Genomic DNA, 23,734 nt, shown 5'->3' on the forward strand with positions numbered 1-23,734 from the left:
ATATTTGCCGGGGCTACTTTGGCTCAACGGTTAAAAACAGCTGGCACAATTGTACTTATCTAAGTAACTTATTCCTGCACTGGCACCAACGTAAGCGATGCAATTTCTGGTAACATATCACCTTCAATTGCCGCTGCCTGTAATGTTACCCTGGTGCTCGGCTCGCCAATAACCTGCTGCGATACTTCCACCATACCCAGTTCCACTTCTTTAAATCCTGTTCCATTTTCTGCCCCAAAAGCAAATGGAAGCTGCTGTCCAAGTGCCGAAAGTATCACCTTACCTTTGTGTTTTGCATTTGGCAAATAACTGATCAATACACGGTATTTACCCGGTTTTTGGATTTTGATGTCCCAATAGATCCGGTCATTGCTATCTTTCCATTGTCCGATGGCATTTGGACGATTGGGATCATGTGTCGTTGCACCAATGATTTTAAGGCCTTTTCCATCTTGCAATTTAGCGTTATTTGCATTCATCACAATACGCCCATCCGCCTGAGTTTGCGTCAAATTCTCTTCCACATCCGGTTTGCCCTGAATTTCGACAACAATTACCTTCGGTCCTTTTTCTATGTCAAAAACATCAACCGGAATCACAGGTCTTCCCTTATCTATCGTAACATTCAGCTTGGTTTTAGGGCTTGCCATCGCATAGGCGACTTTGACTTTGTTTTTGATCGGTAGATCAATTTTTCCGCTGGCAGGTCGATCAAATATATGTAAATACAGTTTACCTTCTTTTTGCGTACAATAGCCCCAATCCAATGCCTGAAAAGGACTTGCCGTGGTACCATAGATTGCCTCGCTATTGACCTGCATCCAATCACCTATACGCTCCATAATTTTAATCGCCGGTGCGGGAATCGCTCCATCCCCATCCGGTCCTACATTCAGCAAAAAATTACCGCCTTTGCTTACCGTTTCTACAAATAATTGCATGATTTTAGGAAAGCTCTTCCAATTTTGATCGTGTGCACTATAGCCATAACTTTCGTTCATGGTATGACTAACCTCCCAATCCATCCCCGGAAGCCCTGTTGGTGGAATATATTTTTCAGGGGTTCCAATATCACCATTTTTGTTTTCTAACCCATCCCAAAACCGATTGTTGATAATGATATTGGGTTGCCATTTGATCAGATCTGTCAGTATGCGTTTTGTTCCCCATGCCTCACCCTGGTGTTGTTTGCTGCTAAAGTCGGGCCATAGCATATCCAGCTGACCATAATTCTGAGCAAGTTCTTTGACCTGTCCATAGAGATACTCCTTGTAACGGTTATGATCAGGTTGATGATTATCTGTGTTAGGATTCAGATTAAAAGCTTCGTAAGAATCTGGATGCTGCCAATCGAGTAAAGAATAATAAGCACCTACTTTCAGTCCTTCCTGACGGAATGCTGTCATGATCTCTTTATATAAATCCCGGCCTTTTGGGGATAAGTTGGCACTTCCTGTAATATCATTTTTTACAGCGTATGGTTGCTGGCTATTAAATAGGCTAAAACCTTCATGGTGTCTGGAAGTCAATACCATATATTTCATTCCTGCTTTTTTGGCCAAACGTGCCCAGGCTTTAGGTTCAAACGAACGCAGGGTGAACTTTGGTTTCAGCACCGCAGCGTACTGCTTGCTGGGGATTTTCCCCCAGGTCTGAATCCATTCGGCATAATGTTGCGGATATTGCTTTCCTTCAAAACTACCCCCAGCTGCACTATACAGCCCCCAGTGGATAAAAAGTCCAAAACGTGCTTCTCTAAACCATTCCATCCTTTTATTCTGGCTTTCGGTCCATCCGGGCACACCTTCATAAGGTATTGATTTTGTCTGGGCAAATGATCCCTCGGTCATACACAAAAGCATTCCCACTGCTGCTGCGCATTTCCATTTAAAAAAATTAAGTGTCATTATTATATTGTGTTATACATAAAAGTTCATCGCAAAAGAGCCTTCGCTAAAAAGTAAATTGGCGTTACAAATTAGGTCTAGTAATTGTCATCCCGCAAAACAACTGTTAAATATATCAAATCGAAGCTAGTCTTTAAAATTATTCTAGCTAATCAGGTATTTATTTTACAATGTGATAGTAACCTGATTGCGATGAGATTAAGCCATAAAACAAGCGGGCCTTTAAAAAAAAAGGCCCGCTTGTTTTATGCGTAATTGGTTTATTTGTCCCTGAATGTGGCAATGTTTACATCCCGAAATATTAAGTTATTATCGCCCACAATACGTATCCGAGTCATTGGTTCCTCCGGAAAAAACAAGCTGGTCATTGCGGTTAATCCATTATCAGCAAAGAGCTCTACGGAACTGACATCAATATATAGGCTTAATGATAATGTTTCGCTATTGGATAGTCGCCCCGCTATGCTTCTTTTTGGAAAATCTGCATTGAAAGCAATTTCGCCAGATTTTGAACGATCAATATAATAGGCATCCTGACCTTTGTCATAACCGACAACCAACTCATTTCCAACAGCATTAGACAAAATAAGTTTAAAATTCTGTACTTTTAGCTTATTGATCTCCAACCGAAATGCTTGTGGCAGCTGCTCTTGCACCGTTAGTTCTTTTGATTGATTTGCCTGATATTTTTTTACAGACTGAAATGCTTTAGCCACCTCGGGTGCTGCTGTGCTGCTTACATAATATTTTTGATCTACCTTTTGCAAAGTCAATTCACGTGGGATTGTCGAAGATGAGCGCCAGCGCGTCGTTGGCACCACATTGGCATATTGCCAGTTGCTCATCCAACCGATCATCAGGTGCCGTTCTCCTAAATTGCTCCAGGTTACACCAGCGTAGTTATCTGGCCCCCAATCTAACCATTTGACTGATGTATCTGCGGGCTGAAATTGATGTCCATCGAAATCACCGACAAAATATTGTGTTACCGAACCACCATTGGGCCCTCCCGGATTGATGCTGACCAATAATACCCATTTGGTTTCACCGTTATATTTCATTGGAATCAGGTCAGGGCATTCCCAGACTCCACCATGTGCGCCCACTTCCTTACCAAATTCGCTCTCCTTTTTCCACTCTTTTAAGTCTTTGGATGAATAAAAGGTGATGCAATCTTTGGTCGCTAAAGTCATAATCCAGCTTTTTGTTTTTTCGAACCACATCACCTTTGGATCCCGAAAATCCCAGATTCCTGGATTTGGCAATACTGGGTTACCTTTATATTTGGTCCAGGTTGCTCCCTGATCCAAGCTGTAAGCCAAGCTCTGATTTTGGTGCAGACCTGTTTTTCGGTCTTCCTCCTGATGGTTGTGATGCGTAAAAATAGCGACCATAGCCCCTTTTCCAAACCCAGCGGTATTATTCTTATCAATCACTGCACTTCCCGAAAAGATCGTCCCCAGGCTATCGGGATACAACGCAATTTTTTGTTCGTCCCAATGAATCAGATCCCTACTAATGGCATGCCCCCAGTGCATGGGACCCCAAACAGATTTTTCGGGGTTATGCTGAAAAAAGAGATGGTAATTTCCATTAAGATACACCATTCCATTGGGATCATTCATCCAGCCCTGCTTGGGGGTAAAATGGTAGATCGGCCGGTATTTTTCAACAGGCTCATTCATGTCCCGCTGCCCTACTTGAGCAAAAGCTGAACTCAACAAACTCGTAAAGAGCATGAGGGTTCCATATTTCTTTATTCTATTCATATCTTATTAAGTTTTATATCACATTATCCTCACCGTGCCTTAGCCAATAAAATAGCTAAAATTCCTATGATTTCTCGACTTTCATTGTATTGACTTTAATCGTACCCTGATCGGCATAAATGGTCCATGGGTTCTGATCCATTTTATAGATCCGATTGGTAAAAGCGACGTTATTATTTACGTAAATCACACAGATCGATTTCTCGATTACAATTTTCACATCAAAGACCTTATTGGCGGGTACAATCAACGGCGTAAAATTAACTTCTGTTTTACCGGCTGTTCCACCGAGACCCGTTTCACGATTCATAAATAATGCAGGCATACCCCAACGGTTTGAAGACGTCAGATCAAAGGCAATACTATACAGCTCCGAAGGATCGTCACAGGCACCAAAAGAGACACCGAAATGATCTGATTGCGAAGCATCTATGGTCAGCGACATTTTAACGCTAGCTGTATTGCGGTTGAATCTTGCATAACTTCTGGCGCCAGACTGTGCTGTAATACTGTATGTTTTATTATTTTCAGAAACATTTCCAACGGCATTCAGCTTTTCAAAAGCCAGTTCCTTATTAAACTTATTGTTTATTGCAGCAGGAATGGTTGGATATAATCTCCCCATCGGTCCCTGAACTAATGTATGCGAGATTAAACTTCCTGACCAAGGTAATTCATTGTTGCTGTTCACCGTCTGACCTGTTGAACACCAACCTGAGAGATAACGTGTCGTTCCATCCGTAGCCGTCTTGCCAGCATACAGAAATAAACCATCGAAAGTTTCATGATGACCATCTGCATCACGACAGATCCTCCAGGGACCATCCGGCGAATCAGCAATTCGATAAAAAGTCTTCCGGTGCTCATCCCTGTTGATCCGTGAAAATGTTAAATACCATTTACTGCCCATTTTAAAGATATCGGGACATTCCAATATTTCAGCATCCGTTTCAATCTCATGTTTACCCACTGCGGGTGCTGCAGTCGCCAACAGAGGATCTATGATAGACCAACTGTTCAGATCTGTGGACACATACCGTGCTATCGCCCCTTTGCCGTCCTTACGGGTCGTGACCAGCATCACATAACTACCGCGACTTTCGTCCCAGTATACATGTGGATCCCGAAAATTATTCTGATCATAGCCTACACTGGCCTGTATTGTCCCTGTAGGCTGTTTCGTCCAGTTCAGCAAGTCTGCCGATGTTGCGACCATCACTTTTTCAGCCGGATTCAGGTTACCGTTATGACCAGTATAAAAACAGTAATAAGTCTGACCTCTTTTCATAAAGCTGCCTGTTCCAATCCATTCATCCTGACTTCCGGCAGCACCAGCGGGCAATATTTCCGTAAAGCCTTCAAATGTTGCATAATCGCTGGTTTTGGTAACATAGATCGGGTGGCGATTTGCATTTTCGTAGAGATAGAACAAATAGTACTTTTTGTCATCGACATTATAATAAGACATTGGATCACCGACAAATCCTTGCTGCGGCTTATAAAAAGTCTGAAACATACCTGTCTCCTGTACCATGGTACAGGAGGTGGATCGGTCTACCGAAGCAGGGCCATCAGGTTTGTCAACAGGCAGGGTCTGCTCCCCACTTTTACAGCTCGTCAGCAATGCTATAAAGCATAATGCTGGAAATAAATACAAGTTAGTTTTCATTTAAAATCTCCTAATAAAACCATATTCCAATTATTTACTCCGGCTATTCTTTTGGCAATGCCTTCAACTCATCCCAATACATCCGCTGGGTCGGGAAAACCACCGGTTGTGCATTGGGATGTTCATGGGGCATTACAAGAATATTATTGATGTTTGCTGTTCTCCCAGCAGGAATCTCAAAGATCAATTCTTGCCATTCACCGACATGTGCTTTCACATACCTTGCTCGTAGCCAATCTTTATTCTGTTCGCCATCCGACTGGATCTCCAGCTGTACATCTCCTTCCACATCCTTCAATACCATGATAGAGAAACGGTTGTACGCTTCAGGGTTAATATTTACCTTATTGGCATTCCATAATGCGCCACCGTGCCAGCCAGCACCTGTTTCAGCATCTCTGATAAAGGATGCACAGAAAGGAGTGGTATTGGTACCTTTCGTTTTTGGATTAGCATAAGGTGAGTCTACCCCACTTACACCCAAACCATCGAAATGCGGCACAACAGTTTCACCATTATAAATTGTCAGTACCTGCTTTGGCTCCTCGCCGAGTATGGCCGTTACAGTATATTGAAATGTTTGCCCCTTGTAGGTTAGCGTATATTTTACTGGGGAACTCAGATTCACAAATCCGCCCAATCCCGGTGCAATACTCGCTCCTGATGTAAACTCGACAGATGGTGTGAGGCTTTTCAAGTCTGTTCCTAATGGCAGATAAATTTTGATTTGCTTATTTTGCTGATCAATTAGTCCTGATCGGTCTCCGATACGAAAAGCCGTTATTTCCGCCTTTATTTCTTTGACAGTAACCTGATAAGTATTGTACAAATTACCGTTATACACACGATAGGTGACTGGTGTCGTGGAAGAAAAGGAAAAATTTTGCGCCAGCCCCGAAGCTGGAGATACCCTCGCTTCACTGGGCAATGCAATTACAGGAGCAAGCGCTGATAGATCTGTTCCTGCTGGTACCAACACGCTGATGCTGCCTTTCTGCTGATCTATCGTCCCTATGGCGGCACCAACTTTAAAAGACAAGATGTCTACGTCAGCATTTAGATCAAGAGCGCTTTCAACTTCCTGTTTGCAAGCTGAAAACAAGCCTATAAACAGAAGCATAAGCCCCACTCCGATGTTATATTTTAATGTTCTCATTGGTATAAATTGGTTAGTATGTTAGTTAATATCCCGGATTCTGCTTGTATAGGTATTTGCTCAGTCTGATTTGTGCTTCCGGAATAGGCAAATATTCACTCTTATTCGCTGTAAAATGAGCTGTGGCATAATAAGAACGACGCGATTTCTCTGTTTCATAATAAGCATTCATGGTCTGTTCTGCTATTCCCCAACGTACCAGATCGAAGAAGCGTCCATTTTCCATGGCTAATTCCAGACGACGTTCCGCACGTAAAGCCTGCCGTGCATTTTCCTCATTCCATATAATGTTATCTCCATTTTTATAGGTTTCTACCAACATTTTATCCGTTGCATAGCCCGTCATGGTGGCACTATTTTTTGCACGGATACGCAACTGGTTGATCAGCGGCAAAGCTTCGGCAGAACGGTGCAATTCTATCAGCGCCTCAGCACGCATCAATAAGACATCGGCAACTCGCAGTACAATACGGTTTTTTGTATTTGCAAAGAATGGTGCCATTGGAACAAAACAATCGCAATCTGGATCGACATTCTCCTTCAACGATGCATACACCGAATAGTCCGCAGGATTGCGGTTCCAGCTCTCCTCGTAAATGCGTTTGGTATTATATTTATAAGGTAATCCCGGAATTGCCACGGTATGGAATAGTCTTGGGTCGTATTTTTCCGATGCATTGAAGCTATTCAATGTATTGTAATTATCCAGCGGTACCCCTTTTCCCGTTGTACGGAATACGTTCACCAAATTCTGGCTAGGTTTATTGAAATCACAACAGCCCAGACCCATAGGAACAGAGAGCAGATCCGAGAAATTCACACGGCCGAATTTCGTACCATCATCTTTTGAAAATTGGATTGAAAACAATGCTTCTGTACCATTTTCATATTTCCCCGGCAAAAAGTTGAAGGCAAAATCTGCTTCAAGAGCATGGTTTGATGCAAGTACGATGTCTGCATTCTGCAATACTTTTTCCAGATCTCCCTGATTGATTCCAGTTACCGCATGGCGTTCCTCGCTATCCTGACGGTAGGCTTTGTACAGGTATGTTTTAGCAAGATAAGCTGCTGCCGCAATTCGATTTGCGCGACCGACTTCCGTCTGTACAGCTGGCAAATGATCTACTGCATATTGAAAATCATCGACAATCTTTTGCCAGAGAGCATCATTGCTCAATGCTCTATTTGACACAGTCTCATAGCTATCTACTGGCACATTTTCATCAATGTAGGGTACATATTTAAAAAGCGTTTTGAGCATAAAATAGAAGTGCCCCCGTAGGAATTTCGCTTCGGCCAACTTCCCTTCCTTGCCATCAAAATTGTTCATTTCCTGAATCGTTTTGATGGTGGTATTGGCCCGTGAAATAGCGACATAAAGCTGAAACCACAGTTTATCCACCTCAGCAAAATTGGTCGTGACATTATTGGAGACCTCAAGAAAATGGAAGGTCTGTATATCCTGCGGTCCCGATCCGCCTTTATATGCATCATCAGATCGTACTGTACCATAAGGCCATAAACTAAAAGGCACATCATAATGATCATTGCCTAAAGCTGCATAAGTGGCTGTCAGTAATCTTTCTGGTTCCTTTACCTGGTCGGAGCTCAGTACGCCATTAGGTGTCTGATCCAAGAACTTGGTGCATCCGGACAGCAGCCCCGCAAACACCATCATTATCGCGATTTTATTGGTTATTTTTTTCATTGGAATTCTGTTTTTTTATATTCCATATTTCCATGGATTTATTGTTTTGGTTCCCCGTCTCCTCCATTACCCTCTCATCCGCTAAGGCTTTTAGTTCTCTCTTCTAAAAGCCAATATTTACCCCCGCTGTCCATGTCGTTGGGATCGGATACCCCCAACCTACATTCTCGGGATCTACACCTGTGAAATTCTTCGATTTAACTGTAAACATGTTCTGGCCGGTAACATACACACGTAGGCGGTTCATCCGCAAACGAGAAACTGTTGCCGTTGGTAAGGTATAGCCAAGCGACAGGTTTCGAAGTTTCATATAGGATCCGTTTTCGATAAAGTAATTGGACAGACGCCCCTCATCATTATTGTTTGTTGTCTGCAAGGCCGGAATTGTGGAGGTCGGATTCTGTGGAGTCCAGGCATTAAGTAACCGTACACCTTTATTGGAGTTCACATCATCGACACTCCAGAAATCAGTCTGTTTTTTCAACCAGTTTTCAACGTCTATACCCTGCACCCCCTGAAAATAGACAGACAGATCAAATCCTTTATACTTCAATGCAATATTCAAACTATAGGAAAAATCAGGATGCGGGTTGCCGATCCAGGTGCGGTCCATATCTGTAATCTGCTGATCAGCACCATAGACATTAAGATAACGCAAACGGCCAATTCCTTTACCGGTCTGGTTGACATGATCATCCACCTCCTTTTGATTCTGAAAGATCCCATCTGTTAAATAGCCATAGAATGAGCCCAATGGTCTACCGATAATATTATCGCCCTGACGACCACCATAGGAGTTTTCCACGGCTTCGGGCAAATGGGTCACCTTATTTTTATACGACGAAAGGACTGCGGTCACATCATAATCCAGGCCAAAGGAAGTTTTATTGCGGTAGCCTGCCGTAATATCCAGACCTTTATTTTCCATCGAAGCACCATTAGCCCAGCGATAGCCGCCTTCACCGACGACACCGATGTAAGCAGGATTGATCAGCATATCTTTTGTCGCTTTAATGTACCAGTCGACTGATCCGTAGAGACTCTGGCCGAATAGCGTGAAGTCCAAGCCGATATTGGTCTGTGTCGTTGTTTCCCATTTTAGATCATTATTTTCAGTCTGGATTTTTCGGTACCCGGAAGGGAGAGTCCCTGTTCCGTTACCTGAAAGATCATAAGCGGTACCATCGACAATATTCCAGGTGGGATCCCCTACCCCATATTCAGGTACAAAGAGCGCATAGGTCGCCAGGTTGCCAATTCCCTGATTACCGGTCTGTCCCCAGCCGGCGCGCAGTTTAAGATCGGAGACATAATCCTTGGTACCGGCCATAAATCGTTCGGATGAGATTCGCCATCCTGCTGTTACGGCCGGAAAGGTCGCAAAGCGATTGTTTTTTCCAAAACGGGATGAACCATCATGTCTCATGGTGAATGAGGCCAGGTAGCGGTCATCAAAGGAGTAGTTTGCCTTTCCAAAGTATGAAAGGAGCGAAAAACCTGTGGAACCACCACCAACGGCAGCCGTCCCTGTACTTACACCGGGCCACATATATTCTGGTGTTTCAATGGCGAAAGCTCCATCTCCCGCGGTATATGCATTAAAATTGATATCGTTCTGTCGGTTCATTTCTACACCAGCCAGTAGATCTATCCTGTGTCGGTCAATCTCTTTCCTGTATGTTGCAGTATTCGACCAGGTCCACTTTAATCCCTGAGACTGTTCCATGTTAACAGCACTTCTTTTGCTAGTCATAAAACCTGAGTGATAGGAAACTTCCAGGTTACGTTTGTAAAAATTACTATAGTCTATGCCATAGCTTGTGCGTATATGCAAATCTTTGATAAGCTGCAAATCGGCGTAAGCATTTCCGAATAGGCGCCAGTAATTGTATTTATTATTCCTGTTATCATGCAACAGGCGCATCGGGTTATGACGATCATTCATACCAAGGGCAGGGCCGCCCCAACCTATTCCATCTACGGTATGTACAGGTATAACAGGCAATGCCTTCAAGGATAGATCAAGCACATCCCCAGGCACCTGCACCTCTCCCGTGTTGTTCACTGTAAAATTCTCGCCGACAACCAACTTACCATCAAACAGTTTATAATCGGCATTCATCCGAGCTGATATACGTTGGAAATCCGTATACCGAAGTGTTCCACTGTTATGCAGATAACCTACGGAAAAATAAGAGCTTGACTTTTCCGTAGCCGAACTCAAAGTCGCATTGTACGATTGAAGCAAGCCCGGTTTGGAAACTTCATCAAACCAATCGGTATCCGCGGCATACATGGTATGTTCGCGATCGATGTATTTCGATACAAATACATTGTTGAGCTGTGGCAGACCATTGGCATCATTGTTCCACTCAAATTGATAGCCGATATTATTGCTGTTCGGATTACCACCACTATTGATTGTCGCCCGCCATAGTGCCTGGCCATATTGCTGTGCATTGAGCACTTTCATGCGATTATTAAAATGCGTACTGGTCACATAGGCGTCTATCGTAAGCTTCGGAGCACCAAGTTTTCCTCTTTTTGTTGTGATAACAATAACGCCATTTGCCGCACGCGAACCATATATACTCGCCGAAGAGGCGTCTTTTAGCACCTGAATGCTTTCGATATCATTGGAATTGAGCTCATGCATGCCCCCTTGTGTGGGTATACCATCGATGACATAGAGCGGATCCTGGCTGCTGTTGATCGAACTGATACCGCGCATGCGTACAGTGGCTGCGCCACTTGGGCTGCCATCAGAAGTTACTGTCATACCCGCTACGCGCCCCTGAAGCGCCTTCATAGGATTATTTTCAGGGGCTTTCATCATTTCGGTCACATTGACGACACTCACAGCGCCGGTCAGATCCTTCTTGCGCTCTCGTTGATAGCCGGTGACAACTACCTCATCGAGCCCTTTTTCGGTACTGACCAACCGGATATCTAAAAATTTCTTGTCCCCCAATAGTATTGTCTGGGATTCGTAGCCAACATAGGTTATTTCCAATATACCGTTGCTGCCCGATAGCTGGAGCACAAATTCCCCTTTTTCATTTGTCTTTGTTGCCTGACTGGTTCCCTTGACCACTAACGACGCTCCGGCGATGGGAGCGGCTGTTCCGCTGTCCGCAATCCGCCCCCGAATTTCTGTCTGCTGCGCAAAAGCAACAACTGAAAAGAGAGCCAAAGACGGAAGCAACATAGCTTGCTGTCTTGTAAACATAACTGGTTATTATAAGTAGATTATTAATTGATTATTTTTCTTGCTGTTGCTTATTTCGCATTTTCCCTTTTTTGCGTCATAAGCTCTTTACTGTTTCATTTTCCGTTCGCTATCACGAAAGATGGGATTCAGCCAGTGAAAGCGGTTGATATCCGCCGCATTATAAGCAGGACATGCACCACTACTCTGCGTCACAAACCCACTTAAAGTGGCTGCAAATTCGAGCACTTCCTCCAAGGCTACTCCTTCTGCCATCTGGAACCGCTTGGTCAAAAAAGCTGCTAAAAACGAATCTCCGCTTCCGATGGTATCTTCCACCTGTACTTTCAATGCAGGAAAATGATAACTGATATTTGCTTTTTTATGATGGTATACCGCTCCTGCAGCGCCGTAGGTAACGATAGCTTCCTGAATAGAGAAACAATCTAACAGTAGATCTACCCGCTGTTGATCTGTGTACGTTGAGGGTGCCCCACTCCATTCAGCGATAATATGCAGTTCCTCTGCATTCATCTTAACGAGATCCGCGTAGCGTAATAGTTCATGTACCCGATGAGGAGCGAAAAAAGGAGCACGCAAATTGACATCCATGACCCTGAAGCAAGCCTCCTTTAACAGGGTCAACAAGCTTTGAAAACTCACATCATCGCGACAGGCCAAACTGCCATACACCAAAAAGTCAGCTTTGGAAACAGCTTCCAGTAAAGCCGGTTCCGCTGTAATTCTGTCCCAGGCAACAGGGTATACAATATCGTATTGTACATTACGGTCTGCATCAATTGTCACTTCAACGGTAGAGGTCGGCAAGCTGTCATCGTACTGAAAGAAGGCCGTCGGAATCCCCAGCTGTTCGCATACAGTAAGCAGTTCATATCCATTTTCATCCCTTCCGATACGGGTAAGCATTTGTGCAACAACACCTAGCTTATTGAGATGATAAGCAACATTTAGCGGAGCACCGCCTAGTTTTTTTCCGGTCGGCAGATTATCCCAAAGAACTTCGCCGAAACAAACTCCTTGTATTGATTTATTCAGGTTTTTCATTGTCATCATTATTTGTATGCATAAGCAATTGGATCAATAATAGCTTGATACTTAATGCAGATTGATGGTCTGCCCCATATCTTCCAACGACCGTCCTTTTGTTTCAGGCATAAATTTCAGCACATAAACAAGCTGCAAAACCATAAATAGCGCAAAAATCAGGAAGGTGCCGCCACCACCGAGCATCTCTGTCAGCGCCGGAAAACAAAAAGTAATAATCGCAGCCATTACCCAGTGGGTCAAGCTGCCAAATGTCTGGCCTTTGGCACGCACATCATTCGGAAAAATTTCGGAAATAAACACCCAGATCACAGCTCCCTGAGAGAAGGCAAAGAAGGCAATAAAACTCATCAGGTAGATTGTAATAGCAAATCCTGTTGTTTGCCCTGTATAGAAAGCTTGCGATACCAGTGCGAGCGATACGATCAATCCAATAGACCCCACCAGCATCAGTTTTTTGCGACCTACCTTATCTATAAAATTGATAGCCACCAAAGTGAAAATAAAGTTGATTACTCCGATCCCTACCGTGGAAAGCAAGGAACTTTGGGAACCGAGGCCTGCCATTTCAAAAACACGCGGTGCATAATAGATAATCGCATTGATACCCGAGAGCTGATTGAACAGCGCAAAACATAAGGCCAATAAAATTGGTCTGGCGTTTTCCCGTATAAATAATTTGCCTTCACCTGCCATTGCATCTTTCGATGCCTGAATTTTCTCGATTTCAAGCTCATAGCCCTCAGAATTGATTCGCTGCATGATCGTTGTTGCTTCAGGTAGGTTGTTCTTATGCAATAGCAGCCATCTGGGACTTTCGGGAATAAAGAAAATCAGCACAAAAAACAGCAACGACGGAAAACACTGCACCCCCAACATCCAGCGCCAGGATTCTTCCCCAACCTGTCCGATAAAATAGTTTGATAAATAAGCAATCAAAATACCCAGTACCACATTAAATTGGAAGAGACCTACCAGCTTACCCCGTGAAGCGGCGGGTGAAATTTCGGAAATATAAATAGGTGCCGTTACCGAAGACACACCAACACCGATACCGCCCAAAAACCGAAATAAAATAAAAATTGTCCAGTCATTGGCCAGCGCACTTCCGATCGCTGAAATAAAATATAATGCAGCTACAACAAATAATGTATTTTTCCGGCCGAGCTTGTCCGAAGGCAAAGCGCCCAATGCCGCACCGACTACCGTACCTATTAACGCGATGGCCATCGTAAGCCCATGTTGAAACTCACTCAAATGCCAATGCTCCTGTACTGCCTTCTCAGCTCCTGAAATAACAGCTGTATCAAAGCCAAATAAAAATCCGCCTAATGCCACTACAAAAGACCAGGCTAATACTTTGTTTTTGTTCATCTTATCATCTATAATTGATTAACCCAAATTTAACCCTGACTTCACGGTTACTTAAATTTGAAGACAGCAAAAACATTTATTTATGTAACATTTTCAGAAACAACACAAAACACTACACATCAGCAACTTACACTAATTCATATTTTTTAGACTTTCAGTTTTTAGACATATCTTATAGAAAATGATACATATTTCAACCATCTCTTTTTAGTGTAAGGAATACACTAACCTTAGGCTTATTATCTAAAAAAACTGAAATGATGTATATTCGGATAGTAAAGGGGAAATAAACATGGGAAAATATACCTTCTATGGCATATTCGTCCTGTTGCTTTTTTGGGGGTGCCAATCGGCAAACCAGAAAAAGAAGCGGGTCATTGCTTTTTCACAGTGCATCGGGAATGATGCATGGAGGCAAACTATGCTTGAGGAAATGAAACGAGAACTCTCCTTTAATCCTGATATTGAATTCTTATACCGCGATGCCCAAGGCAATAATGCTGTTCAGATTGATCAGATACGCGAGCTTACCAAAGCGGGTATAGATCTGTTGATTGTGTCACCCAATGAGGCCGAACCGCTTACACCTATCGTTGACTCGGTATTCCAGGGCAAAATACCGGTGATCGTAACAGATCGCAAAACCTCTTCGGGTCAATACAATGCTTATGTCGGTGCAGACAACCTTGCCATCGGAAAACTAGCCGGTCAATATAGCCAAGCTGTCCTTCAGGGTAAAGGTAGGGTCGGATTGGTAACCGGCTTATCGGGGACCTCCGCCTCGATTGAGCGTGAAAAGGGATTTATGCAAAGTATTTCAGCAGTAAGTGGCATGCAGGTCAGTGCTGTGATCCACGGTGGATGGGAAAAGAATATAGCCTATACGGAAATGCGCGAGCATATCGTCCAAATGGCACAAAGTGATATTATTTTTACCTTCAATGACCAAATGGCCATGGGCGTAAAAAAAGCATTGGATGAGGCGCAGCTTCAAAAAGATATTAAAATCATTGGTGTAGATGCGCTGCCAGGACCGGGTAATGGTCTTGAGCAGATTATACAAGGTCATATGTATGCTTCTATGCTCTACCCTACTGGCGGAACTGAAGCGATCAGAACGGCACTGGCGATTATCAACAATCAACAATATCGACGTGAAAATATCCTCGCTACTGCTGTGATCGACAGGACAAATGCCGAACTATTGGCGCTACAGTCACAAAAGATACAACAGCAACAAGTAGACATCGACAAAAGACAGGAATTTATCACTGAGCAGAACCGGATTTATCAAAATCAAAAATCTGTTCTCAATGTTCTCGTTGTCAGTTTGGTGCTTGCAGTTGTATTTGGTGGTATTTCTATTATTGTGATCAAAAGCAACTGGGAAAAAAACAAACATCTTGAAATCCAAAATGGCGAGATCTTATCCCAGCAGAAACAGATCGTTGAAATGAATAGCCAGATTCAGCAGGCCGCGGAAATCAAAAACAATTTTTTCACCAATATCTCCCACGAGTTTAAAACACCCCTCACCCTTATCCTGGCACCTATCGAGGATCTCGAAATACGAAAAGATCTAGCAGAAGATATCAAAGAGCAATTATCTCGGGTCAAAAGGAGTGCAAAAAAACTGCAGCGACTGGTCAGCGACCTGATCGACATTCATCGGATCAACAAAGCAAAAATAAAGCTGCAGGTATCAGCTGTACCTATCGACCCTTTTATTCAGCAGGTCATCAACAGTTTTAAACCACTGCTCAAAAAAAGCAGAATATCCATCAGTTACATCAATAAGAGTATGCTCAAAGAGGTCTGGATCGACGAATATCTGATGGAGCAGGTTTTATCCAACCTCCTTTCCAATGCGATAAAACATACCGCTAACAGTGGTAGAATTGAAATTTCACTCGAAGAAAATAGCTTCAAAGATTATTTCTACTTACGTGTACTGGATAATGGTCTAGGGATAGCGCCCATTGATATCGAGCATATTTTTGATCCCTTCTATCAAGGAACAGGCAGCCGGAACGGATCCGGAATCGGTCTGGCCTACGTCAAACAGATCGTCGAACTGCATCATGGCCAGATCACCGCCAGCAGCAAATTAGGCCATGGTTCGATCTTCACCCTTCGGATGCCTATCGGAAATACCCATTATGAACAGGAGGAGATCATAACAACTGTATCTGGTGTAAAACCGGTGTTCAAGCAACAAGACTTTCTGGATACTGGAATAAAATCTTCTGATAAGAATCTCTCTTTTCATTCCAATAAATCGAAGAGCATTATGATTGTTGAAGATGATGATGAAATCAGGGATTACCTGAGATCTATCTTGAAAGACGACTATAATCTTTTTTTAGCGCGGGATTCGCATCAGGCCAGCACTCTGATGAAAGCACATTTCCCAGATTTGGTGCTCACCGATATCATGTTGCCTGACGGCAACGGACTAGATATCCTCAAAGACATCAAAACATTCTACCAGACAGCCCATATTCCTGTCATTCTGTTGAGCGCATTAGCCAATGAGGAGACGATCCTTGAAGGGAGCCTCCTGAAGGCAGATGATTATATAACCAAGCCCTTCAATGCCGCAGTCCTTCGGGCAAAGATTGCCAATATGCTACAATCACGGCATCAACTTAAAGAAAAATATAGTAGTAATGTCGAGCAATTTGATTCACCCCAGTCAGATACCATTAATGAAAGCGACAGACGGTTTCTCAATAGCTTTTCGGCTATTGTCGAATCGAAACTGTCCGATCAGCGGCTGAGTGTCGACGATATTGCTGGCGAGCTCAACCTCTCCCGTGTGCAACTTTATCGTAAAGTCAAACAATTGCTCGACTGTAGCATCAGCGAATATATTGTCGAAAGGAGGCTCAAAAAAGCAAAAAGCCTGATGGCTGACGGACTCAATATCAATGAGATCTACAGCAACGTCGGTTTCTCCTCAGCCTCCTATTTTGCCTCGGCATTTAAAAAGAAATATGGACTGTCACCAAGTACCTTTAAGAAAGAACTGGATCGAAAATAATGGCAACAAATACCGTAAACTAAAGAAAAAGAAAAATAGAATTAAATTTATAAATTTGGCAGTATTAACGGGTATTGACGATATTACTCCTGAATAACAACGCTACCAATAAAAAACATGCAAGGGGATCAGATCAAAGAAGAGCATCTATTTCAGCTGATAAAGGCTGGAGACCATACTGCTTTTGCCCTCTTATTTCATCAATACAAAGAAGTACTTTTCCGACATGCCTATCAAATTCTTCGCGATCTAGATGAAACGGAAGATGTTGTTCAAGAACTATTTGCTGAGATCTGGGAGAAACGGGCTCAACTACCCGAGCAGGCATACGTCTCCTCTTACCTCTATCGTGCTACCCGCAACAAGGTATTGAATAAACTAAACCGAGGTAAAGTCATCGATAAATACCTCGATCATGTCACTCAGAACAATCCTCCTTTCCATGAGCAGACTGAATCCTGGATACTCGAAAAGGAGCTCCGTGCTATCATCGATCAAGAAATCGCGCATCTTCCCGAACGCATGCGCCATATCTTTCAGTTAAGTCGTCAAGAGGGATTAAGTCACAAAGAAATTGCAACACTGCTGAATATTTCTGAGGGTACCTCGAAGTTACAAGTCTCCAATGCGCTCAAGATTTTAAAAAGCAAGCTCCTACAGGCGATCGTTGTTTTAATAGCCGGATAAAAAAAATTAAAATTGATCTATATCCTCGGAGACTTTAGATTGTCATATAGCTAAAGCATTAATACGATCCAATGGAGGCTAAGCGAAAAGAAGAGCTGCTACACAAATATCAGCATGGTAAAATTAAACAGGCGGAACTTGAAGAACTATTCGATTGGTATAATCGGGCGGCATCGGAGCAAGTACCTGTTGATGAGCAGGAAGTCCAGTTCCGCTTGAACCGCATTGCACAGCAGCTGCCTATTCTTAACATAGCTCAAAATGTTTCCGCTCCTATCCGAAAACTTTGGATCAAATGGACCGCAGCGGCCGTTTTACTCAGTGCTATAGGCCTAAGCTTATGGCAGTTAAAGACGGTCGAGCGACAGGGGACAGAAAAAGTCCTCACAAATATTCAGCCAGTGAAGAATGCGCAGCCCATTTGGGCAAATAAACTGGGCCAGCGCATCGATCTCGCTCAATTAGCGGTAAAAGATACCTTAAAAACAAATGGGCTCCTTATCTTTAAAGACAAAGCTGGATTCCTCACCTACCGACCTGTCGTCGCCGCGACTACTAACAATGATATCCAGACCATTCAAACCCCAGCAGGGAGTAATATCAAGCTTATTCTCGCTGATGGGACAAAAGTATGGCTCAATTCAGCTTCTACACTTCGCTTCTTTGGCAATATGGACCAAAATCAGCGCCACGTCGAACTGCAGGGAGAAGCCTATTTCGAAGTCACAAAACAGGTCAATGAACAAGGTCAACGAAAACATTTCCTTGTTCGTTCGGAACATCAGACAGTCGAGGTCTTAGGCACAAAATTCAATATTAAAAATTATCAGGAAGATCCTTTCAGTACAACGAGCTTATACGAGGGATCTATCCGCCTGGAAACAAACCAGCTCGACCGCTCAGTCAGGAAATCCGTTTTGCTCAAACCCGGTCAGCAGAGTATTTTAAACAAACATTCACAACAACTGGATTTCAGAAGCCTACTGGACATCGAGCAGCAGTCCTGGCGGGAAGGCTACTTTAATTTCGACGGTGAGTCTATCCAATCCGTATGCCAGCAGCTTTCACGCTGGTACCCGGTAGATTTCGAAATTGATCCCCATATACCGGCCGGAGAATATCATGGATCTATTTCCAAATCCTATAGTTTAAATGAAGTACTCGATATATTAACCAAAAACAAACTAGATGTCGAATTTAAAAACAGAAACGACCAAATTATTGTCCGATTAAAACAAAAGTAAAGTAACCCTACCTAATCAATCTTATGAATCAAATAACTACCCAATTAGCTTGGAAGAGCATGCGCAGCCCTATGGCAAAAAAGCTTGGCATTGCTTTTCTCAGTCTGTACCTATTGCAATCTAACCCAGCCTATTCCTTTGGTCAGACCATTGAAGTTCATGCCAAAGCGCAAAAGCTCACTAAAGTATTTGAACAGTTAAAACACGAAAACGGATATCATTTCTTTTGGGAGGGTAAAGATTTCTCCCAGACGTTGATTACAGTCGATGTCAAGGGTGATATTCATGAAGTACTGGACAAGCTTTTTAGCAAGCTGCCTTTAAAATACCGCATCCAACAAAAGACCATTATTGTAGAGGTCGATCCAAACAAAAAGATCCAAGAAAGCACTTATCGCGGCCGTGTACTCAATGAAGTCGGGAATCCCATCCAAGGCGCTACCATCATTTATGACGATGGATCTGGACAGAAGACCACGGTGACAAATTCGAAGGGACAATTTGCATTTACTGTTGATCAGGGTCCAGTCCATGTCATTATCAGTTCCGTGGGTTATCAACCACAGGAATATAGTGTCGATAATCCCGAAAAATCCATTTTTGTTCAACTGGAACTTAGTAATAACCGTATTGAAGAAGTGGTTATTAGTACAGGTTATCAGCGGTTAAACAAAAACAATGCATCGGGATCCACTACCGTCTTAGATTCCAATTACTTCAAAAAACGAAACAACACTAACTTAGAAACCGCACTGGAAGGAGCAGTACCGGGTTTAAGTTTTTACAAAGACGAGAAAGGTGCCAGTGATATGCGCATCCGTGGAGGTAGTTCACTCCGCGCTGGCACACAGCCGCTGATCATCGTAGATGGCTTCGCCTCCAGCATCATACCCAATATCAATGAGATTGAAGGAGTAACGGTATTAAAAGATGCTGCAGCAGCCGCAATCTGGGGATCACAGGCTTCGAATGGTGTCATCGTGATTACGACAAAAAAAGGAAACATAGGCAAGACAAGCGTCACCTATTCTGGCAACTTACGTGTACAGATGCGTCCAGACTATAAGTCTTTGCAACGCGCTAATTCCGCTGAAATTATCGATTACGAAAAAGAACAATATGACAAAGAATTTGTCATCGATATCTATGACGGTAACTCCTCAGGCTATACCCAATCCATTGGTATATTTACCGCTTACGATCGTAAGGAAATCAGTTTGGAAGAGCGCGATCGCCGACTAGCAGCTTTAGCAGGGATCAATAATCAAGATCAAATCAACAAACTGTTGCTCCGCAAGGCCATTAACCAAAGTCATTATATTGGTATTTCTGGCGGGACAGACAAGTTCCGTCATATGACTACTGTCAATGGACAGTTTGATCTTACGGGGCTGCAGGGAACAAGTACCAAAACCTTCAATTTTAGCAATCGTATGCAATATGATCTCGCCAAATTTGTTAGTCTAACGACCAATGTCGGATTTCTTTATGGTTGGGATCAGCAAGGTATGAATGATCTACCCGGCGAAATCCGCGCTTTGCAGCCCTATCAAATGCTGATGGATGAACAAGGAAATTATATCCGGAGCTATGCAGACTACAACAAGGTCGAAAATGATCGATTAATGTCTCTAGGTTATCGGGACAATGGACTCAATTTATATGAAGAAAATCAGCTTGCAAACAACAAAAGTCGCAGTTTAGCTATACGCAGTCTCTTTGGGCTCAACTGGAAAATCATGGATGGCCTCCGACTTACCAACAATTTTGTCTATGAAAGGGAAACAACGAATGGGCGAAATCAATACGATAAGGATAGCTACGCGACACGCAGTTTTATGAACCGATATACGGTACTTGACAAAAATAATGGTATAAAAGCCTATATCCCTTATGGTGATTACCTTGATACAAGAAGCGATCAGTCGACCTTTCTATCGACACGCAATTTCCTCAATTACGAAAAGAAATTTAATGAGAAACATTATATCAACGTTCTTGCCGGTTTCGATTTGAATAGAAAGATTAGCGAAGGAGACCGTAACCGACTCTATGGATACAACGATCAATTGCTGAACTCACAAAATATAGATCTTATAGCCTTAAATGTTGGGATTAAAGATTGGGAAGGAAAAACATATGTTTATGATCACAGCAGTTACGTCAGAAATAACTATGTCGAAAATCGGGAATATTCCTTCTATAGTACGTTAGCATATACTTACGATAACCGCTACACAGTCACAGGAAGCTGGCGTAATGATCACTCCAACCTTTTCGGATCAGATCCAAAATTCAAGCGGACACCCCTTTGGAGTATCGGCGGGAAATGGTTGATTGACAATGAACACTTTTTTAATATCGGCTGGATCTCCCAATTAAACCTACGGGCAACCCTGGGCTTGACTGGAAATTTCGACCGCAGTAACCAATCTTCTACCTATCTAGTGGCAAGGAGGTTTTTTAATGCGACAGCCAACGATTATGTTGCTCGGGTCGATAATCCACCAAATGCCAAATTACGCTGGGAACGCACCAAAACCTATAATATCGGTTTAGATTTAGGAATTTTAAAGGATAGAATCACCCTCAACGCAGATTATTACCACAAGTTTAGCTATGATCTATTGGGGAGCCAGGATCTAGACCCAACGGTAGGGATGACCAATTCCTATATCAATGGTGCGGACATGATCAACAAAGGGGTTGAGTTTGGCTTGAATGCTACCATCTTAAAAAATAGCGCTTTCCAATGGAGCAGCACCTTAAATCTTGCGCTCAATAAAAGCAAGGTGACCAAAAATAAGATTACGGATAGCGATCCAACAAACAATCGACCTAAAAATACGGTCCCTTTCCTAGAAGGATATCCAAGGGAATCTCTTTGGAGCTATCGTTGGGCAGGTCTAGACGAGCAAGGTCGACCACAGACTTTTGATGCCGAAGGAAATAAAACCAGAGTTCCTGTACTGGAATCACTCATCTACCATGGTAGCTCACGACCACTTTACACAGGCGGCTGGTCCAATGAATTCCGTTATAAAGGATTCCAGTTATCGATCTATACTGTATTTAATTGGGGGCATTATGCGCGGAAGGAAATGCCTGAGATGAACAGCCTTACCTGGTCCAGCTCCTATAATAATCAGATCGCCAAACGCTGGCGTTCTCCGGGAGATGAGCTGATCACCGATATACCAACTTTCCCGGGCTGGGAAGATCTGAGCAATGAATACTTCTTTTTAACGACCAGATCCAGCAACTCTGTGATTGATGCGGCCTACCTGCGTGTACGGGAAATGTCTTTAAGCTACACCTTCAAACGTCCACAGTTGCAAGGAAAACTTCCATTTTCCGAGATCCGTCTGGTCTCTCAGTTCAACAATCTTTGGGTATGGAAAGCCAATAAATCAGGTATTGATCCGGAGGCTTTAGTAGCTGCACGACTTGAGTTGCCGCAACCCAGAGTCTTCACTTTTGGTATTAATGTAACCCTTTAATCTAGACTTCAGATGATAAAAAAAATAAGTAGCCTCATTTTACTCTTAGTCAGCCTCAGTAGCTGCAATAAATATTTGGATATTATCCCCAAAGGAAAATTTATTCCTGAAACCGTTGATGATTTTGAAGATTTATCAGGCAACCCATCCTATAGTTCATCGGGTTATGCACTACTCGAGCGCCTTTCCGATGGCATCTATATGCCTGAATCTTATGTCAAGAGTGGCTTCAATACCAGCAGCTCCAAAACCTATATGTGGGCCGAAAGCTTTTATGTCAATCCCGAGACAGATAATGGTTGGGATCCGAATTATGCCAATATCTTCAACGCGAATATTATTCTGCAAAATATACCTAAACTACCAGCTAATGAGAAAACACGTATTGACCAGATTAAGGGCGATGCCTACTGCAATCGTGGAGCCGCCTACCTCAATCTTATCCTATTATATGCCCCCGTATATCAAGCATCTACCGTTGCAAGTGATCTCGGGGTACCTATTCTTACAGAACCAGACCTGGAGGCCAAGCCCAAACGTGCTTCGAGTAAGGAAGTATATGATTTTATTTTGAACGACTTGACAAAGGCCGAGCAATTGCTACCTGAACAAGCGGAGCATATGCTTCGCAACGATAAGAAAACTGCACAGGCCATCCTTGCCCGTACCTATCTTCAAATGGGGAATTATGTAGAGGCATTGGCTTACGCTCAAAAAGTCCTCGCTGTCAAATCTACGCTTATCGATTATAATACCTGGTCTTTCGTCAATCCGACACGACCTCATGGCGGCACAACCAACAGGCCTCTGCCACAAAATGACAGTGAGCGTATTGCTTATCGCACCACCTCTTTTGGCACTGCTTTGACGAATACCTGCATTTCTCCGGATCTACTGGCCATTGTCGACAAAAACGATCTCCGTTTCAAATTCTTTTGGTCCAATTTGGAAAACAATGGTAAACCTACGACCGAACCCTACCCTGTGTATATCCGCAGCGAGCTAAACTTCAACATTGGTGTTCCCGAAATGATGTTAATCGCCGCAGAATGCCAAGCCCGCTTGGGAAAAGTTAATGAAGCCCTCTCCTACCTAAACAAGCTTCGTGAAAAAAGATTTGCTCCCAGTGATTTCAAAGCTCTTCAGGCGGCAACGGCCGAAGCCGCAGTTAAACTCGTTATTCAAGAACGTCAGATCGAATTATTTGGCCGTGGCCAACGCTGGTTTGACATGAAACGTCTGGACAAAGATCCCTTCTTTAAAAAAGATTATAAGCGCGCAAATATGGAAGGCAATTATACCTTAAAACAAGGATCACCAAAATTTATCTGTCAAATTCCACCTAAAGTGCTTTTGATGAACAGTAATATCGTACCTAATCCCAGATAAAAGAGATAGTGAAAA

Annotated in this window: 13 protein-coding genes; 5 read left to right on the forward strand and 8 right to left on the reverse strand. The window is 43.1% G+C overall.

Annotation, left to right across the window (positions count from 1 at the left end; genetic code table 11):
- Positions 1-68: 68 nt before the first annotated feature.
- The 8 genes from ABFX33_RS00615 to ABFX33_RS00650 form a co-directional block, all read right to left on the reverse strand.
- On the reverse strand, positions 69-1,907 hold the full coding sequence (locus ABFX33_RS00615; RefSeq protein ID WP_346083593.1) for an alpha-L-fucosidase: 1,839 nt from the start codon (positions 1,905-1,907) through the stop codon (positions 69-71).
- A gap of 260 nt (positions 1,908-2,167) precedes the next feature.
- Positions 2,168-3,676 carry a glycoside hydrolase family 32 protein gene (locus tag ABFX33_RS00620; RefSeq protein ID WP_346083594.1) on the reverse strand — a complete coding sequence of 503 codons (1,509 nt, stop codon included), beginning with the start codon at positions 3,674-3,676 and terminating at the stop codon, positions 2,168-2,170.
- Positions 3,677-3,740: 64 nt separating this feature from the next.
- Positions 3,741-5,345, reverse strand: a complete 1,605-nt coding sequence (locus ABFX33_RS00625) for a glycoside hydrolase domain-containing protein (protein WP_346083595.1) — start codon at positions 5,343-5,345, stop codon at positions 3,741-3,743.
- Between the two features lie 43 nt (positions 5,346-5,388).
- Positions 5,389-6,501, reverse strand: coding sequence for a hypothetical protein (locus ABFX33_RS00630; RefSeq protein ID WP_346083596.1), 1,113 nt, complete (start codon positions 6,499-6,501; stop codon positions 5,389-5,391).
- Positions 6,502-6,526: 25 nt separating this feature from the next.
- A complete protein-coding gene (locus ABFX33_RS00635) occupies positions 6,527-8,209 on the reverse strand; it encodes a RagB/SusD family nutrient uptake outer membrane protein (RefSeq protein WP_346083597.1) in 1,683 nt (560 codons plus the stop codon).
- 103 nt (positions 8,210-8,312) lie between these two features.
- Positions 8,313-11,438, reverse strand: coding sequence for a SusC/RagA family TonB-linked outer membrane protein (locus ABFX33_RS00640; protein WP_346083598.1), 3,126 nt, complete (start codon positions 11,436-11,438; stop codon positions 8,313-8,315).
- Between the two features lie 87 nt (positions 11,439-11,525).
- Entirely contained in the window at positions 11,526-12,482 is a 957-nt protein-coding gene (locus ABFX33_RS00645) for a carbohydrate kinase family protein (RefSeq protein ID WP_346083599.1), read from the reverse strand.
- A gap of 51 nt (positions 12,483-12,533) precedes the next feature.
- On the reverse strand, positions 12,534-13,856 hold the full coding sequence (locus tag ABFX33_RS00650) for a sugar porter family MFS transporter (protein ID WP_346083600.1): 1,323 nt from the start codon (positions 13,854-13,856) through the stop codon (positions 12,534-12,536).
- A gap of 292 nt (positions 13,857-14,148) precedes the next feature.
- On the opposite strand from ABFX33_RS00650, the gene ABFX33_RS00655 reads away from it, so the two are divergent.
- From ABFX33_RS00655 to ABFX33_RS00675, 5 genes are all read left to right on the forward strand, one after another.
- Complete coding sequence (locus tag ABFX33_RS00655; protein WP_346083601.1) at positions 14,149-16,899, forward strand: substrate-binding domain-containing protein; 2,751 nt, start codon at positions 14,149-14,151, stop codon at positions 16,897-16,899.
- 117 nt (positions 16,900-17,016) lie between these two features.
- Positions 17,017-17,586 (forward strand): RNA polymerase sigma factor, encoded by a 570-nt coding sequence (locus ABFX33_RS00660; protein ID WP_346083603.1) that lies wholly within the window; start codon positions 17,017-17,019, stop codon positions 17,584-17,586.
- 71 nt (positions 17,587-17,657) lie between these two features.
- The gene (locus ABFX33_RS00665; RefSeq protein ID WP_346083604.1) at positions 17,658-18,830 is read left to right on the forward strand and encodes a FecR family protein; all 1,173 of its coding nucleotides are present in this window, start codon (positions 17,658-17,660) and stop codon (positions 18,828-18,830) included.
- Positions 18,831-18,853: 23 nt separating this feature from the next.
- Complete coding sequence (locus ABFX33_RS00670) at positions 18,854-22,330, forward strand: SusC/RagA family TonB-linked outer membrane protein (RefSeq protein WP_346083605.1); 3,477 nt, start codon at positions 18,854-18,856, stop codon at positions 22,328-22,330.
- 12 nt (positions 22,331-22,342) lie between these two features.
- Positions 22,343-23,719 (forward strand): RagB/SusD family nutrient uptake outer membrane protein, encoded by a 1,377-nt coding sequence (locus ABFX33_RS00675; protein WP_346083606.1) that lies wholly within the window; start codon positions 22,343-22,345, stop codon positions 23,717-23,719.
- The last annotated feature ends 15 nt before the right edge of the window (positions 23,720-23,734 follow it).

The organism is Sphingobacterium ginsenosidimutans, assembly GCF_039536865.1.
In the GTDB taxonomy this organism is placed as follows: domain Bacteria; phylum Bacteroidota; class Bacteroidia; order Sphingobacteriales; family Sphingobacteriaceae; genus Sphingobacterium; species Sphingobacterium detergens.